The 16,426-nt window shown below is 41.6% G+C and carries 13 protein-coding genes; 5 read left to right on the top strand and 8 right to left on the bottom strand.

Going from position 1 to position 16,426, the window contains the following annotated elements; genetic code table 11:
* Positions 1-40: 40 nt before the first annotated feature.
* The gene (locus tag G8O30_RS02205) at positions 41-346 is read right to left on the bottom strand and encodes a DUF3889 domain-containing protein (RefSeq protein ID WP_239673368.1); all 306 of its coding nucleotides are present in this window, start codon (positions 344-346) and stop codon (positions 41-43) included.
* A 201-nt stretch (positions 347-547) separates the two neighbouring features.
* On the opposite strand from G8O30_RS02205, the gene G8O30_RS02200 reads away from it, so the two are divergent.
* Positions 548-820 carry a YhdB family protein gene (locus G8O30_RS02200; RefSeq protein ID WP_239673367.1) on the top strand — a complete coding sequence of 91 codons (273 nt, stop codon included), beginning with the start codon at positions 548-550 and terminating at the stop codon, positions 818-820.
* 331 nt (positions 821-1,151) lie between these two features.
* Here G8O30_RS02200 and G8O30_RS02195 read toward each other — a convergent pair whose 3' ends face one another.
* From G8O30_RS02195 to G8O30_RS02175, 5 genes are all read right to left on the bottom strand, one after another.
* The gene (locus tag G8O30_RS02195; protein ID WP_239673366.1) at positions 1,152-1,694 is read right to left on the bottom strand and encodes an NADPH-dependent FMN reductase; all 543 of its coding nucleotides are present in this window, start codon (positions 1,692-1,694) and stop codon (positions 1,152-1,154) included.
* Between the two features lie 9 nt (positions 1,695-1,703).
* Entirely contained in the window at positions 1,704-2,357 is a 654-nt protein-coding gene (locus G8O30_RS02190; protein WP_239673365.1) for a response regulator transcription factor, read from the bottom strand.
* Between the two features lie 11 nt (positions 2,358-2,368).
* Positions 2,369-3,490: a GAF domain-containing sensor histidine kinase gene (locus tag G8O30_RS02185; RefSeq protein WP_275576511.1), complete on the bottom strand. Its 1,122-nt coding sequence runs from the start codon at positions 3,488-3,490 to the stop codon at positions 2,369-2,371.
* Positions 3,491-3,921: 431 nt separating this feature from the next.
* Positions 3,922-5,664, bottom strand: a complete 1,743-nt coding sequence (locus G8O30_RS02180; protein ID WP_239673364.1) for a phospho-sugar mutase — start codon at positions 5,662-5,664, stop codon at positions 3,922-3,924.
* Between the two features lie 1,031 nt (positions 5,665-6,695).
* The gene (locus tag G8O30_RS02175) at positions 6,696-8,237 is read right to left on the bottom strand and encodes a bifunctional GNAT family N-acetyltransferase/carbon-nitrogen hydrolase family protein (protein ID WP_239673363.1); all 1,542 of its coding nucleotides are present in this window, start codon (positions 8,235-8,237) and stop codon (positions 6,696-6,698) included.
* A 114-nt stretch (positions 8,238-8,351) separates the two neighbouring features.
* Between G8O30_RS02175 and G8O30_RS02170 the strand changes: the two genes are divergently transcribed.
* Together G8O30_RS02170 and G8O30_RS02165 are read left to right on the top strand one after the other, a co-directional pair.
* Positions 8,352-8,942: a TetR/AcrR family transcriptional regulator gene (locus G8O30_RS02170; RefSeq protein ID WP_239673362.1), complete on the top strand. Its 591-nt coding sequence runs from the start codon at positions 8,352-8,354 to the stop codon at positions 8,940-8,942.
* A gap of 167 nt (positions 8,943-9,109) precedes the next feature.
* Positions 9,110-10,455, top strand: a protein-coding gene (locus G8O30_RS02165; RefSeq protein ID WP_239673361.1) for an IS3 family transposase whose coding sequence is annotated in 2 segments (ribosomal slippage) — positions 9,110-9,572 and positions 9,572-10,455 — 1,347 coding nt in all. Because the reading frame shifts where the segments join, the coding sequence is not laid out codon by codon here.
* Positions 10,456-10,671: 216 nt separating this feature from the next.
* On the opposite strand, the gene G8O30_RS02160 is transcribed toward G8O30_RS02165, so the two are convergent.
* Complete coding sequence (locus G8O30_RS02160; RefSeq protein ID WP_239673360.1) at positions 10,672-12,348, bottom strand: glycoside hydrolase family 13 protein; 1,677 nt, start codon at positions 12,346-12,348, stop codon at positions 10,672-10,674.
* A gap of 165 nt (positions 12,349-12,513) precedes the next feature.
* On the opposite strand from G8O30_RS02160, the gene G8O30_RS02155 reads away from it, so the two are divergent.
* The gene (locus G8O30_RS02155; RefSeq protein WP_239673359.1) at positions 12,514-12,942 is read left to right on the top strand and encodes a disulfide oxidoreductase; all 429 of its coding nucleotides are present in this window, start codon (positions 12,514-12,516) and stop codon (positions 12,940-12,942) included.
* 13 nt (positions 12,943-12,955) lie between these two features.
* Complete coding sequence (locus tag G8O30_RS02150) at positions 12,956-13,429, top strand: thioredoxin family protein (protein ID WP_239673358.1); 474 nt, start codon at positions 12,956-12,958, stop codon at positions 13,427-13,429.
* A gap of 854 nt (positions 13,430-14,283) precedes the next feature.
* Here G8O30_RS02150 and G8O30_RS02145 read toward each other — a convergent pair.
* A complete protein-coding gene (locus G8O30_RS02145) occupies positions 14,284-16,191 on the bottom strand; it encodes a S8 family serine peptidase (protein ID WP_239673357.1) in 1,908 nt (635 codons plus the stop codon).
* Positions 16,192-16,426 lie beyond the last annotated feature (235 nt).

The raw sequence follows: 16,426 nt of genomic DNA, 5'->3' as shown, positions 1-16,426 counted from the left end.
TAAGGGAGAAGACTATGAAAACTTTTTGACGAAATTTGATTTAAGAATTAGTTTCGTAAACGTTTAACTTCAATAACTTGTCGTTCTTTAAATTATGAGAGATTTCCACAACTACCAGCTTATCTTTGCCGCCATCTGTCACACTAAATTGGAAAGCGTCTTTCACTTCATCTTTTGAAACCTCTTGGCGACCAAGGTATTTATATTCCTTTAACGGGCTTCCAGTATAATCTTCTTTTACAACTGCAGTCGCAATACGACCATACTTAGCATAATCAACTTGAGCTAGTGATACAGATTGGATTGATACAAAAAGTAATAAAGCTACTAAGAATTTTTTCATCATGTAATTCCACTCCTTAAGCTATTTTCCTTTGTAGTATTCACCAATTTTCTCTTGCTATTCGAAAAAACACTTTACGGAAAAAAGGCATTTTACACATCCAATTATTAACCTTCCCTTTGTTATCAAGTGACAACTTTTACACAGTAACAAAAAAAGATTCCTCCATACACTACTAACAACCTCTTTAAGGAGGGCTTACAAATGAACAGATTAGATTATGACCGTGCATTGTATTATGCGCATCGCTCCCAATGGGACAACCTTTTACTATTGATGGTTCGTACAGATGATGATTTATTATCAAAGCGAATCGGACATTTGCTACATGCTTATCATTTTTCCAACGATTACACCGTAATAGAGCGAAAGATGTTTGGATTGTTACGCTACATCGACCATGCAAATGAGCAAGTCGATGAAGAATGGATGACTGGAATGGATGATAGCTCTGTGGGAACGAGCTATCCGGATTAAAATAAGTAGGGAAACAAAAGAAGGAAGAGATAATGCGGATTATCTCTTCCTTTTCTGTGTTTAGATTTAGTTTTCTGCTTTCTGCTATACCGCTGGACGCTCCTCTGGTATACCTAATCACGATTTTCGGCTCTCTCCTATACCGCTGGACTCTCCCCCGGTATACCTAATCACGATTTTCCGCTCTCTGCTATATCGCTGGACCCTCCACTGGTATACCTAAACACGATTTTCCGCTCTCTGCTATATCACTGGAAGCTCCTCTGGTATACCTAATCACGATTTTCCGCTTTCTGCTATACCGTTGGCTATAATCAGAATCCTTACTTTCTTAACCTTTCGCCTTCGCTTTACGAATCTCTATCCCAGCTTGCGTATAGTAAAAGAACTCCTCCATTAACCCCTGCACCTTTGGAACAATGCCTTCCATCAACGTATCATTCTCTCGGTCAATATCAACAGGGTCTAAAACCATCTGCGTGGGAATCGTATTTGCATACAATGAGCGAAGGGTCGTACGCATGTTTCCAAGCGCATTAATTCCACCTTTTCCGCCTCCAGCACAAACCATAATCGCCGTTGCTTTATATCGGAAGTGATCAGCACTTAAGAAATCTAATGCATTTTTCGCTGCACCACTCATCGCACCGTGATATTCGGGTGAAACAAGCACAATTCCGTCCGCATCCAGCACTTTTTTACGAAAATCTTTAATCTGCTCACTCTCTGCCTGAGCTGGCTCCCCTGTATATAAAGGTAATGGATTTTTCGCCAAGTCCATCAATTCTACGTCGTACGAATTTTTCAGGTATCTTCCCACCACACCTGTTCTACCAATCGTTCTTGGGCTCGCACTGATGACTAAAACATTCATAATTTCCTCCTACTCCGATCGAACATGCTTTTGATGCAAGTTATACTTTACCGCTAACAATGCTGCTTGCGTTCGATCACTGACTTCTAGTTTATTTAACAAGTGAGAGACGTGTGTCTTCACAGTCTTCTCTGAGATGAATAAAGCGTCTGCAATCTCTTTATTGCTTTTCCCCTCGGCCATCTCTAACAAGACATCCTTTTCTCTTGTGGTTAATCTGTTGAAAAGTACTGACTGCTTATCGATGTTCGTCATTCGGTTGACTAATTGATCCGTTGCTTTTTGATGGATAGAATTTTCCCCTTTTACCATCTTGCGAATAGCAGTCACTAAATCATCCGGTTCAATATCTTTCAACTGATAACCATTCGCTCCCGCTTCCATCGCAGGTATTACTTGATCGTATTCCGAAAAACTCGTCAGTACCATAACTTTTACACTCGGAAAAGACTCTTTAATCACTTTTGTCGCGCCAATTCCATCAAGAACAGGCATCATTAAATCCATTAACACGATATCTGGTTGCAACTCTTTCACTTTTCCCACTGCTTCTTGGCCATTCTCTGCTTCTCCAACGATGCGAAAATCCTCTTGTGTTTGTAAGAAAAAGCGAAGACCTTGACGGACGACATGATGGTCATCCACGATTAAAATACTCGTCATCGTTTATCCTCCTAAAATGGAATCGTCGCTTGAATCGTTGTGCCGCGTCCAATGGCTGACTCTAGTTCAAACGATCCTCCCGCTTCCTCTATTCGTTCTTTCATGCCTGATAACCCTACTGTTGGCAAGGAATCTAGGGCACTCATATCAAAACCAATTCCGTTATCTTCTATTGTAAAAGTGACGGAATCGCGCTCTTTTTGAATGGTAATCCAGACTTTATCTGCATCTGCATGCTTCTTTGCATTATTTAACGCTTCCTGCGAAATTCTCCACAATCTTTCTTCAATAGGGGAGGGAATATCTGCTACGCCATCTTGTTTGACTTTGACTGGTAAACTAATAAGATCCGCATAGGTCGTAATTGCTTGCACAATTCCTTGTTCTAACCCTTTCGGACGAAGCTGCCAAATAAGGGACCGCATTTCATGAATGGCTTCTTGTGCTAAATGTTGAATGGTCCCAAATGCATCCTTACTTTGTTCAACATCTTGCATCATAGATCCAGCTTTTGCTGTTAAGTTCATTGAAAACAGCAATTGATTGACGGAATCGTGTAGATCTCTAGCTAGTCGATTTCGTTCTGCTACCAGTGCAACTTCTTTTTCTTGTGCCGTCAACTGTACTCGTTTGATTGCGGATCCAATTTGCAAGGCAACAGATTCTAATAATGCTAATTCTTCCTTACTTAAATCTGTCTTTCCAGGAGATGCAACATTTAAAATACCAAATCTCTCGCCACCTGCTTGCAATGGAACGGTTGCATGATCCACAATATCATCCACTTCACATTCATTATCCTGAATCGCTTCCTCAATTCGTTTGCAATGAATTAGATTCGTCGCTTTATGCAAGGTACCATTTTTAAATCGATCCACACACCAGCAACCGCCACGTTTCAATGCGTCGCAACCTGTTTTCTCTAACGCTGGAGGCAAATTAACCGAAGCCGTTAGCGTATGCTTGCCACGCTCATCTATAAGAAAAATCCAACCTGTCGTCAGGCCAGTCAATGGAAGTAGTTGCTGAAGAACTCCTTGCAGCATTGGCTGCAATTCCGTTTCCCCATTAAGTCGCTCAGCAATATCCTTTAACACTTGCCACTGCTCATTACTCATCGTAGTCCGCTTCACTGCTATCACCTCGTTACTAATAGTATAGCAATATATTCCTAAAACGACCCGTATCTTTTGGTGGAAGTTACCTACATCTTTGGACGTAGTAAAGAAAAGCGCAAGGCGCGCGTTCAGCCGCGGCAGAAAAGTTCGGAAGACCGAGTAGGCAGCTCTCCAGCCAACGGAGGGCTTTCGGACTTTTCCGAGCGGTTGCGCACCTGGAGCTAGACATATCGAAAGGCGAAAGGCGCGCGTTTAGCCGCGGCAGGAAGTTCATAAGACCGAGTAGGCAGCTCTTCAGCCAACGGAGGGCTTTTGAACTTTCCCGAGCGGTTGCGCACCTGGAGCTAGACACCACGAAAAGCAAAAGGCGCGCGTTAGGTCAGACACCAAGCCAAACTTATCTCTAATAGAAAAAAGCTGCACAGTTCACCTGTGCAGCTCCTCCCTTACGAGATTGTACTTAACCCCGTCATATGTTGTTCAAACGTTTGTTTAAATTCTGCTAGCTTCGCTTCCGCTTCCTGTCCGCTGTTTGCTTGCACAGAATAATAATATTTAATTTTTGGCTCTGTGCCAGATGGACGAACACAAATCCAAGTTCCATCTTCTAAGAAAAGTTTAATAACATTGGAAGGTGGTAACGTTAAATCTGTTTGTTCATCTGTTGCTAAATCAAAGCGCTTCTGTAATTGGTAGTCTTCTACCGCAACTACTGCCGTGTCACCTACTTGCGTTACTGGTTCGTGACGTAAACTCTCCATCATTGCACCCATTTGCGCTAAGCCGTCTTTCCCTTTTAACGTCACAGACGTCAATGCTTCGATATGAAATCCATGCAATTCATATAATTCATGTAACACATCTACTAATGTTAGCCCTTGTTGTTGGTAGTAAGCAGCAGCTTCTACTAACATAACAGCAGCTTGTAGTGCATCTTTGTCACGAGCAAAATCTGCTAGTAAGTAGCCATAGCTTTCTTCATAACCAAACAAGAAAGTGTGCTCTCCGCTTGCTTGATACAGGCGGATCTTTTCTCCAATAAACTTGAAACCAGTTAATACGTCTTCAGTCGGAATTCCAAAGTGTGCAGCCACTTTTCTCCCTAACTCAGATGTAACAATGGTCTTAAACACAATGCCGTTTTCCGGTAAGGTATTGTTCTTCGCACGCTGCGATAAAATGTAATGAAGAAGCACTGCTCCTGTTTGGTTACCAGTTAGAAGCGTGTAATCTCCGTTTTCTGTTTTCACCGCGCAACCCAAACGATCAGCATCCGGATCCGTTGCTAAAAGTAAATCAGCATTTACTTTCTTTCCTTTTTCCATCGCTAACGTAAACGCTTCTTTTTCTTCCGGGTTAGGAGATTTGACCGTAGAGAAGTTTGGATCTACTACGACTTGCTCTTCTACCGTTTGAACATTGGCATAGCCTGTTCGCTCGAAAGCTTTCATCAATGGCGCAGTTGCTGTACCATGAAGTGGCGTGAAAACGACCGACAATTTCTCTTTATTTTCGAGAGCAGGTTGCAGCAATACGTTGGTTAGTTCCGACACGTAAGGCTCATCATAGTTTTCATCTAACAACTGGATAAGACCTTCTGCCATTAATGCATCTCGGTCTCCCACTTCAATTTCTACTTCTGATGGACAGTTACGCACATAGTCAATTACTTCATCGGCAGAGATAGGCTCTAGTTGAGCACCGTCTTCACCATATACTTTAAACCCGTTATATTCCGGCGGGTTGTGACTTGCTGTTATAACAATTCCGCTAAACGCTTTTAGGTGGCGAAGCGTGAAAGAAAGTTGTGGCGTTGGACGAAGTGATTGGAACACATACGTTTTTATGCCGTTTGAAGCAAGCGTTGTCGCTGCTTCTAGTGCGAATTCATACGATTGATGACGACTATCGTAGGCAATCACTACACCACGGTTCTTCGCCTCTTCCCCTTTATGTAAAATAAAATGAGCTAATCCTAGGGATGCTTTTCGAATGGTTAACACGTTCATTCGATTCGTTCCAATACCCATAACACCGCGCATTCCGCCAGTTCCGAATTCTAAATCGCGATAAAATGCATCTTCTAACTGTGCAGGGTTTTGTTCTAGTTCTGCTAGTTCTCTCTTTAGTTCAGCATCTACCAAAGCGCTTTCACTCCAACGCTTTGCAACTTCTTTCCAATTTAACATGGCTTTCCCTCCTACAGTTGTCTCCTTATGTACTTTCGTGAAAATTGATGAAAATCCCTTTAAATATTTTCATCTCTTCTCGATATTTTTCTCCTTACAGTATGCATGAATTGGTGCAGAAATGGAATAGTTTCGTTCTATTAGATTTATGGATTCATTTACAGTAGGCTTGCGGATCACTTGTTGCTCTGATTTCCGCGTTTGGTGGTCGGCGAGGTGTTATTGTGGGGCACCTGAACCTGAATTTACCGCTTCTCGTGGTCCGCGAGACGCTCTTGTGGGGCACCTGAACCTGAATTTACCGCTTCTCGTGGTCCGCGAGACGCTCTTGTGGGGCACCTGAACCTAGATTTTCCGCTTCTCGTGGTCCGCGAGACGCTCTTGTGGGGCACCTGAACCCGGATTTTCTTCTTCTCGTGGTCCGCGAGACACTCTTGTGGGGCACCTGAACCTGGATTTTCCTCTTCTCGTGGTCCGCGAGACGCTCTTGTGGGGCACCTGAACCTGGATTTTCCTCTTCTCGTGGTCCGCGAGACGCTCTTGCAGGACACCTGAACCTGGATTTTTCTCTTCTCGTGGTCCGCGAGACGCTCTTGCGGGACACCTGAACCTGGATTTTTCTCTTCTCGTGGTCCGCGAGACGCTCTTGCGGGACACCTGAACCTGGATTTTCTGCTTCTCGTGGTCCGCGAGACGCTCTTGTGGGGCACCTGAACCTGGATTTTCTGCTTCTCGTGGTCCGCGAGACGCTCTTGTGGGGCACCTGAACCTTGGTTTTTCACTTCTCGTGGTCCGCGAGACGCTCTTGTGGGGCACCTGAACCTGGATTTTCCTCTTCTCGTGGTCCGCGAGACGCTCTTGTGGGGCACCTGAACCTGGATTTTCCTCTTCTTGTGGTCCTGGAGATATTCTTGCGGTATAGCTAAAATGATTTTGACCTTCTCTGCTATACCGCAGCGCAAATTGCACTCATACCCGCACCACACAAAAAAAGCTGAAGCAAGGTCACTACCTTTCTTCAGCTTTTGATCTTATTTTTTATAATGAATACTATACACATCATGGCGACGATCCTTTAGTTGACGAACCGTTCCATCTTGGCGTTGTCTCGCTAAGATTTCTAGGTCAACATCCCCAATCAGTACCATTTCAATGTTCGGATTCGTTTCACCGACGATGCCGTCTCTCGCAAATTCAAAATCTGATGGTGCAAAGATTCCGGATTGTGCATATTGGATATCCATGTTATCTGTTTGCGGCAGGTTTCCGACTGTTCCGGAGATGACGGTGTAAACTTGATTTTCTACCGCACGGGCTTGGGCACAATATCGAACGCGCAGATACCCTTGTCGATCTTCGGTACAGAATGGCGTGAAGATAATCTTCGCTCCTTTGTCTGTCGCAATACGTGCAAGCTCTGGGAATTCGATATCGTAACAAATTTGAATAGCAATCTTTCCACAGTCCGTATCAAACACCTGAACTTGATCTCCTGCAGAAATTCCCCACCATTTACGTTCGTTTGGAGTGATATGAATTTTGTACTGTTTTTCAATCGTTCCATCACGACGAAACAGATAAGAAATATTGTAAATCTCATCGTTTTCCTCTTTTACAAAATGAGAACCACCAATGATATTTACGTTGTAGCGCACAGCTAGGTCTGTAAATAATTCAATGTATTCTTCGGTATATTCCGTAATACGTCTGATAGCAAGCGACGGTGCCCGCTCTTCCATAAACGACATTAGCTGAGTGGTGAAAATTTCAGGGAATACGACGAAATCTGATTTCGCATCTGAAGCTACATCAGTAAAGTACTCCACTTGATTGGCAAAATCCTCAAAGCTTTTGATTTGCCTCATTAAATATTGCACGACACAAATTCGTACTGGATAACTTGTTTTAAAATGACGTTTGGACGTTGGGCGGTAATCAACGTTGTTCCATTCCATCAAGGTCGCGTATTTATGCGATTTTTTATCATCCGGTAGATAGTTAGGATTAATACGCATCAGCGTAAAACCATTTAACAACTGAAACGATAGCACTGGATCATAAATTTTATGTAGGGAAACCGAGTTCACATACTCTCTAGCAGACATCTCATCTGCATGTTTATGATAATTCGGAATTCTTCCTCCGATAATAATACTCTTTAAATTTAGCTCGCGCGCTAACTCTTTTCGAGCTTCATATAAACGGTGACCAATCTTCATACGTCTAAAGTCTGGATGCACCATGACTTCAATTCCATAAAGATTGTATCCATCTGGATTATGATTACGGATATAACCATTGTCCGTAATATCATCCCACGTATGGCGGTCATCGTACTCATCAAAATTGATAATTAAGCTAGAGCAAGAACCAATAATTTTTCCGTCTAACTCCGCTACAATCTGTCCTTCTCGGAAAATGGATAAATGGCTCTCAAGATGGGAAACTTTCCAAGGATCCATTCCTGGAAAACATTCGTTTTGCAATTGAATAATTTGCTCTATATCAGAAAATTCCATATTACGGATAATCATCTTTTTCTCAAATTGTGATAAGTCCAATTCATGTGTCATTCGTATACACTCCTTTACTACTTATTTTCCCGTGTTTACTGATTTTAAAACCTGATATGTCAAAAGTTGCATAGCTGTAGGTAGTTCCGTAATATAAAACCTGAGGTGACATAAATGGACGGGTACGAAAGACGAACACGATTAAAACAGAAGAAAATTCTTGATACTGCCTTTGCTTTGTTTTCGGAAAAAGGCATACAAAAAGTGAAGATACAAGACATTGCCGCTGCGGCAGAAGTGTCGCAGGTTACGATATATAATTATTTTTCTAGTAAAGAAACACTTGTTGTGGAAACAATTAAGCATTACTTAGATCAACAGTTAACAGCGTTTGATGCCATATTGCAGAGCGAGCTACCTTATGAAGAAAAATGGAATGCCCTTTTTCAAATGAAGATAGAGCAAACAAGCAAGCTAAGCCCTGATTTCACACGAGAATTACTTTCGGAAAATGAAGCAGCCGTAGCACTTTTAATGGACTATTCAAAAAATGTCGTGATTCCAGCGTTTCTATCATTCATCGATACAGGAAAAGAAGTCGGCTACATCTCTACTTCTATTTCAAATCAGACCATTCTATTCGTCCTTGATTCATTAACACAGAACGTTGGACAAGCATCAAGTGGATTACAAAGCCAGGAAGACGTTGAAAAGTTTACGAAGGAAATGAATCAGTTTTTCTTTTATGGGATACGCGGACGATGAAAGAAAAGGAGACTGAGACATAAGCAAAAAGTGACTGCACAGGGATTTCCGCTCCAGGGGGACGCTTTCCACGGGGCGGGCAGCCAAGCCTCCTCGTCGTGGTCGCTTCGCTCCTGAACTGCACCCCAATTGTTGGACACACATTCCACAGTTGGAGGTGTGTTTTTTTGTCCCAATTTTCTAAAGAACAAAAGTTACTTGCTGTTTATCGATATCAAACTGAAAATGTAAGTTATCGCTCGTTATCCAAAGAACTAGGAATTGATCCTTCGGTCCTTCGACATTGGGTGGCATTAGTTCACTATCATGGAGATACTGCGTTTTCCTTTCCCTATACAAACTATTCTTCAGCCTTTAAACTAAAAGTAATTAAATCCGTTAAAGGCTTGGACTATTCTATTAGGAAAGCAGCTGCTATTTTTCAAATTCCTGATCCTTCTATGGTGCGTAAATGGATTAGGAAGTGGGAAAGTCAAGGATCCCAAGCCTTTCAAGAAGAAGTGAGGCTAGTAGACATGACCAAATCAAAAAATACCAAACAAGATAAACAATCAAATCCATCAATAGAAGAACTTCAAAAAGAACTGGATTATCTGAGAATGGAAAATGCTTATTTAAAAAAGTTGAAAGCCTTAGTTCAGGAAAAATCACCAAAGAAATGAAAGCCAAGGTAATATATGAACTAAGGCATGAATTCCCCGTTAAAGACCTAGTTAAAGTAGCTAGAATTTCAAGAAGCACTTACTATTTCATTGTGAAGTGTTGGCAAAGAAAAGATCCTGATCGAAAATGGAAACGACGCATTAAATTCATCTATAAAAAACATAAAGGTCGATTAGGATATAGACGAATTACAGACATTCTCCAAGAAAAGGGTCACTGTATAAACAAAAAGAAAGTCTATCGTATCATGGGTGATTTGGGGTTACGCTGTATAGTAAGAATGAAAAAATATCAATCGTACATCAGTGGGTTTGGAAAAGCTTCTGAAAACATATTAAATCGTAATTTCCATGCCTCAAAGCCCAATCAAAAATGGGTGACAGATATTACGGAATTTAAACTATTTGGACAGAAACTATATTTCTCACCTATATTAGATTTATTTAATGGTGAGATTATTTCCTATACCCTTCAAACAAGACCGACATACGATCTAGTAGAAAATATGATGCTCCAAGCCCTTACTCATAAAAAAACAAGTGATGATTTATTAATTCACTCAGATCAGGGGTGGCATTATCGAATGCCCCAATATCGTCGATTATTGAAAGATCACAATATCACCCAAAGTATGTCTAGAAAAGGAAACTGTTACGATAACGCAGTTATAGAGAACTTCTTTGGGATATTTAAATCAGAATTTATACAGTTAGAACAATTTGAAAGTGTAGAGCACTTCATACATGAATTAGAAAACTACATTTTTTACTACAATCACTTAAGAATTAAATCTAAACTAAATAAAAAAAGCCCAGTTGCCTATAGAAGAAATTATGAGCAAGCTGCTTAAATAATCTGTGTCCAATTTTAGGGGGGCAGTTCATCCTAACTCCTGTGGGGTCTCGGCTACCCACCTTTTCCGTAGGAGTCGCCCCCTTCCGCTCCAATCCCAAAGAATTATTCAGTAAAAGCACTAATTCTTCATTACTATGACTTAAAAATAACTCAAAAAGGTACATTCGTTTTTTAAATGTACCTTTTCTAGTCTAGTCACAGCCTGTTCCACTTACTTCATATAATAAACACGAGCTTCCCAAGGAGCTAAGGTCATATTTCTTTCCACTGAAGGAGCATCCTCCATATTATGAAGCAGCACTTCTCCGTTTTCTAAAGAAATAGCTTCTGGCACTACGAATTCATTTGCTTCGTTTGAAACGTTCGCAGCAACCACCAATGTTTCTCCATTAAATCTTCTCACATATGTGTAAAGACTTGGATGATCTGCTTCTAAGATTTCGAAGTCTCCTTCCACGATAATCTCTAATTCTTTACGAAGTTTGATTAGCGTTTGATAGTAATAGAATACAGAGTTTGGATCCTCTAATGCCGACACAACGTTGATCGATGAGAAGTTCGGATTTACTTTCAGCCAAGGTTTTCCACTTGTGAATCCTCCGTTTTCTGTGGCATCCCACTGCATCGGAGTTCTAGCGTTGTCACGCCCCTTAACATAAATTGTTTCCATAATCGCTTCGACAGACTTACCTTCTTCGCGCTTTTCTTTGAACATGTTCAACGTCTCAATATCCTCATACTCCTCAATGGAATCAAAGCGAACGTTCGTCATACCGATTTCCTCACCTTGATAAATGTACGGGGTACCTTGCATCATATGAAGAATTGTCGCAAGCATTTTCGCAGAACGTACGCGATATTCACTGTCGTTACCTAAACGAGAAACGATACGAGGTTGGTCATGGTTGTTCCAATATAGACTGTTCCATCCTTTTCCATGAAGTCCTACTTGCCATTTTGTTAAAATCTCTTTTAACTTCACTAGGTCCATAGGAATCACATCCCACTTGCCACCAGGCCCTGAATCGACATCCATATGTTCGAATTGGAATACCATGTTTACTTCATCGCGACCTTCGCCAGTGTAGAGAATTGCTTCTTCCGGCGTAACTCCTGGCATTTCTCCCACCGTCATACAGTCATATTTAGCCATAACTTCTTGATGCATTTCATGTAAAAACTCATGAATTCGTGGTCCGTTCATGTAGTAATCGCCACCTGGAGCATACTTACGGCCATTTGGATTTGGAGCATCTGGTAATCCAGGAACTTTTGAAATAAAGTTAACGACATCCATACGGAAACCATCGATGCCTTTTTCAAACCAGAAACGCATCATATCGTAAACTTCTTCACGTAATGTTGGATTTTCCCAGTTTAGATCTGGTTGTTTTTGTGAGAACAAGTGTAAGAAATATTCATCTGTTTGCTCATCATACTTCCAGGCAGAACCACTGAATGCCGATTCCCAGTTGTTTGGTTCTTTCCCGTCTTTTCCTTCACGCCAGATGTAGTAGTCACGATAAGGGTTATCTTTAGATTTGCGAGACTCGACGAACCAAGCATGTTCGTCTGATGAATGGTTAACCACAAGATCCATTACGAGTTTGATGCCGCGCTTATGCATTTCCGCTAGCATGTTCTCCCAATCTTCCATTGTTCCAAACTCATCCATAATTTTGCGATAGTCTGAAATGTCATATCCATTGTCATCATTTGGAGATTCGTACACTGGGGACAGCCAAACAACGTCAACTCCAAGCTTTTGTAAATAATCTAATTTCTCAATAATTCCTGGAATATCACCAATTCCATCTCCATTTGAATCATTGAATGATCTAGGGTAAATCTGATAAACAACTGATTGTTTCCACCATTGTTTTGACATGCGGTGTTCCTCCTCTATATCTTTGCAACCGTTTGCACAAATGTATAAAAAAATATATCCGCAACAATTATAACACAATTTCCGCTTTTGCATAGCGCTTACATTTTACGCATGTACTAGAAAAGAAGTATACTAGAGTTACCATATAGGAAATGAGGCTATCGAATGTCTGGAGATAAAAGGAATGAGAACTACCTCCTGTTTGGGTTTGGTGTGGCATTGATTGCAACGCTTGGTAGTCTTTACTTCTCTGAAATTAGAATGTACGAACCCTGTTTATTATGTTGGTATCAAAGGATTCTAATGTACCCTCAAGTAATTTTGTTTGCGATTGCCACGGCGAAAAAAGATGCGTCGGTTGCGATGTACACGGTAGTTTTATCTGGGATGGGTATTTTATTATCTGGTTACCACTACGCGCTGCAGAAGCTCACTTTTCTTCAAGAAAGTGCTCCAGCTTGTGGACAAGTATCATGTATCGGTGCATACATAAATTGGTTAGGTTTTATCACTATTCCATTTCTAGCATTAACGGCATTTATCTTGATTTTTGTAGTAAGTTTAGTCATCATAAAAAAAGGAAATCAAAATTAAAGGAGCTATCATCATGAAAAAAGTACTGATATTCGGCGGTATTATTGTAGCAATCTTTGTAGCTATCGGTGTTTTAACTTCAATGCAAAATAGTGAAAAAGTATCGGAGGATAATCCATACAAGAAAGATTCTCTTCACCCAGAAACAGTTAGTCAATTGGACGATCCGAATTACCAAAATGTTATCTTACCGGAAGATTTGGATAGCGCTCTTGAAAACGGAGATGATGTAACAGTTTATTTCTACTCTCCACTTTGCCAGTTTTGTAAGCAAGCAACGCCAATCTTAATGCCTGTAGCGGATTCACTTGGTGTTGAGGTGCAGCAATATAATTTAGAAGAATTTAAACAAGGCTTCGGTGATTATGGAATTGAAAGTACTCCTACGCTAGTGCAATTTAAAAACGGTAAAGAAGTAGCACGTATCGTTGGTGCGCAGTCGGCTGTCGAGTATGAGAACTTCTTGAATACGAATTCAGTGGAATAATAGTTTTACAAGCGGATCATCTTCTAATGGATGATCTGTTTTTTATTTGTCCTACTATAGGATTCTGTTTTTCTCGTGGTCCGCGAGACGCTCTTGTGGGACACCTGACTATCGATTTCCTTCTTCTCGTGGTCCGCGAGACGCTCTTGCGGGACACCTAGACCTCGGTTTTCTTCTTCTCGTGGTCCGCGAGACGCTCTTGCGGGACACCTGACTATCGATTTTCTTCTTCTCGTGGTCCGCGAGACGCTCTTGCGGAACACCTAGACCTCGGTTTTCTTCTTCTCGTGGTCCGCGAGACGCTCTTGCGGGACACCTAGACCTCGGTTTTCTTCTTCTCGTGGTCCGCGAGACGCTCTTGTGGGACACCTGACTATCGATTTTCTGCTTCTCGTGGTCCGCGAGACGCTCTTGCTGGTTACCTAGACCTCGGTTTTCCTCTTCTTGTGGTCCGCGAGACGCTCTTGCGATATACCTAACTTGTATTTCTTCCTCTCTGCTATACCGCAGCAGCCTCCCCTGGTATACCTGGACCACATTTCCGCCTCTCTGCTATACCGCGGCAGCTTCCCCTGATATACCTAAACCGCTTTTCCCCGTCCCTGCTATACCGCAGCGACTTCCCCCGGTATACCTAAACATCATCACCTCCCCCTGCTATACCGCGGCGACAAATACCAAGTGTCTGCCACCCACAATAGTAAGGAGTCTCATCTAAGAGCAAGCCACATCACGTGGCTAACGATGAGTTGTTACTGGTCACGTAACAAAAAAACCACCAAGAATCGAAATTCTCAGTGGTTTGCTTACCAACCTAATGTATATTCAAGGGGGTCAACCTGAACAGAATGGTATTAGTTGTTTACAATGGCTAAACTGAAATCTTGTGTTCCACTTGGTACGTTGTACGCTTGAACTTCAATCGTGTACGTTCCGGATTGTGGAGCTGCGATTTTAACTGTTTCAACGTTGTTCACGCCATCCCAGTTATTGTTAAATGGAGCAGAAGTATCATTTCCTACATACTGCGTTCCATTCGGAGCAGTTACAACGATATCTAGGTCATTAACTAGAGAATACGTTGCAGAAGTGGAACCTGGTGCGTCCGTCCAAACTAGTGTAAAGTTCAGCGGCTTACCTGCAGTTGCAGAGAACGTGTAAGAAGCTTTTTGACCAGTAGATAGGTTACGGTCTTCATTTACAAATGAAAGATTTAGAGATTTACTCATATCTACGCGACCGAATCCTTGGTCAAAGCGGCTCTTACCTAGATCTGTTGCACCAGCGATTAGCGCAGCTTTTAATAGAGATGGCTTAGGCGTTACTCCGTAGTTCTTCTGGAAGTTTTCACGAAGTAATGCTACGTTACCAGCTGTTAAAGGCGTCGCCATTGACGTACCACCCATGTACGCATACTTGCTATCGAAGTTAGCCCAGAAAGAAGAATCCGGCGCTAAAGATGAACGAGAAGATAGAATGAACGTTCCTGGTGCTACGATATCAGGCTTAATACGGTTATCCTTTGTAGGTCCACGTGAAGAGAATACTGCAATATCGCTAGAGTTATCTGCATAAGAACCGAATGAAGGACGGTAGTTTTCAGAAGCTCCAACTGTGATAGCATTCTTCGCTGTACCTGGAGAAGAAATCGTTCCTGCACCAGATCCTTCGTTACCTGCAGCAAATAGAATCGTCATGTCGTTGTTATAAACATAGCTATCTACTTGTTGAGAGTTTGTTGTATACGCTCCGTTTACCGGTGCTCCCCATGAGTTAGTATGGATAGTTGCACCAGCAGTTTTTGCTTGGTTAAATAGGTTCGCTAGGTTACTAGGAAGTCCGCCAAGTCCACCATTTGCATCCATGATCGATTGGAATACTAGGCTAGCTTGAGGTGCACTTCCTTTGTGCGAAGCATTACCAAGTACAGATCCTGCTACGTGCGTACCATGTCCGTTCGGGTCATTGGAATTGTTTGTGCGGCCCCAAGCATATAATGCAGAAATTTTTCCACGGAAAGATTCATGCATAGAGGAGTCGTTACGTCCTGTATCTAAACCTGTATCTGCTACTGCTACTACTTGCCCACTTCCTTGTAAGCCGTATGTAGTGTTCGCTACTGTTGTTTTGGTAATTTTGTGAGCTTCTGTGTTTGCTAGAGTGAACGTTGGTTTTTCTTCTACGAAGAGAACGTCGTTCCTAGATAAATATTCGATGATTGCATCTAAATTTTTACCTTCAAATTCCTCTGTTTCTCCTCTTAATTTTTTCACTTGTGCTTTAATTTGTTTAAGATTAGCTTTATTTAATAAAGCAGGATCAATTTTATATAGTGGTGCGTAAGGTTTAACATCCGTTACATGAGCTATGTTTTTTACGGCAGTATGATCTCCCGTTACTCTTGCTACATATGCGTATGCTGGAATATATTCTAAAAGTTCAACACCTTGCGCTTCTAACTCTGTTTTCTTTTCTTCCGTTACAGGTCCATCTAATTGGAGAATGAATAAATTATTGTCAGCAGGCACTTTCTCTAACTTTTTAAGAATTCCTTTAGGAACCTTATTTAACTCTTTCTCTACTAAAAACTGTGCTTTACTTCCATAAGCACGCTCTCCACTAACGGCTACACCGTCTTCTACTCCAACAAACTCTAACTCACCTTGACCAGCGTTTGAAACTCCAGGTGTTTGTGCCATTGTTGAAGCTACTACTGCTACTCCCATTGCGGAAGCTGTGAACAATTTCCACTTTTTATTCATTTATCATGCCCTCCTTAGCTTTGATAGGATAATCGTAACAGAGGTAGGTCTTAATGTGTATTGGGAAAATTCAGACACTTTCACTCGGGTTAATCCGCTTACATATCCAATTAATGGTTTCCGACAGATAGGGAAAATTGCTCAATAACCTATCTTTACCAAGCAATTATGCAAAATTTACTTAGTAAAATACGCACCAAAATTTTCCCTAATTCGACAATATCTGATTATTCTA

The organism is Mangrovibacillus cuniculi, assembly GCF_015482585.1.
Taxonomy (GTDB): Bacteria; Bacillota; Bacilli; order Bacillales; family R1DC41; genus Mangrovibacillus; species Mangrovibacillus cuniculi.
Note: the sequence above shows the minus strand (reverse complement) of the source record. Positions and strands in the feature narration are given on the sequence as shown.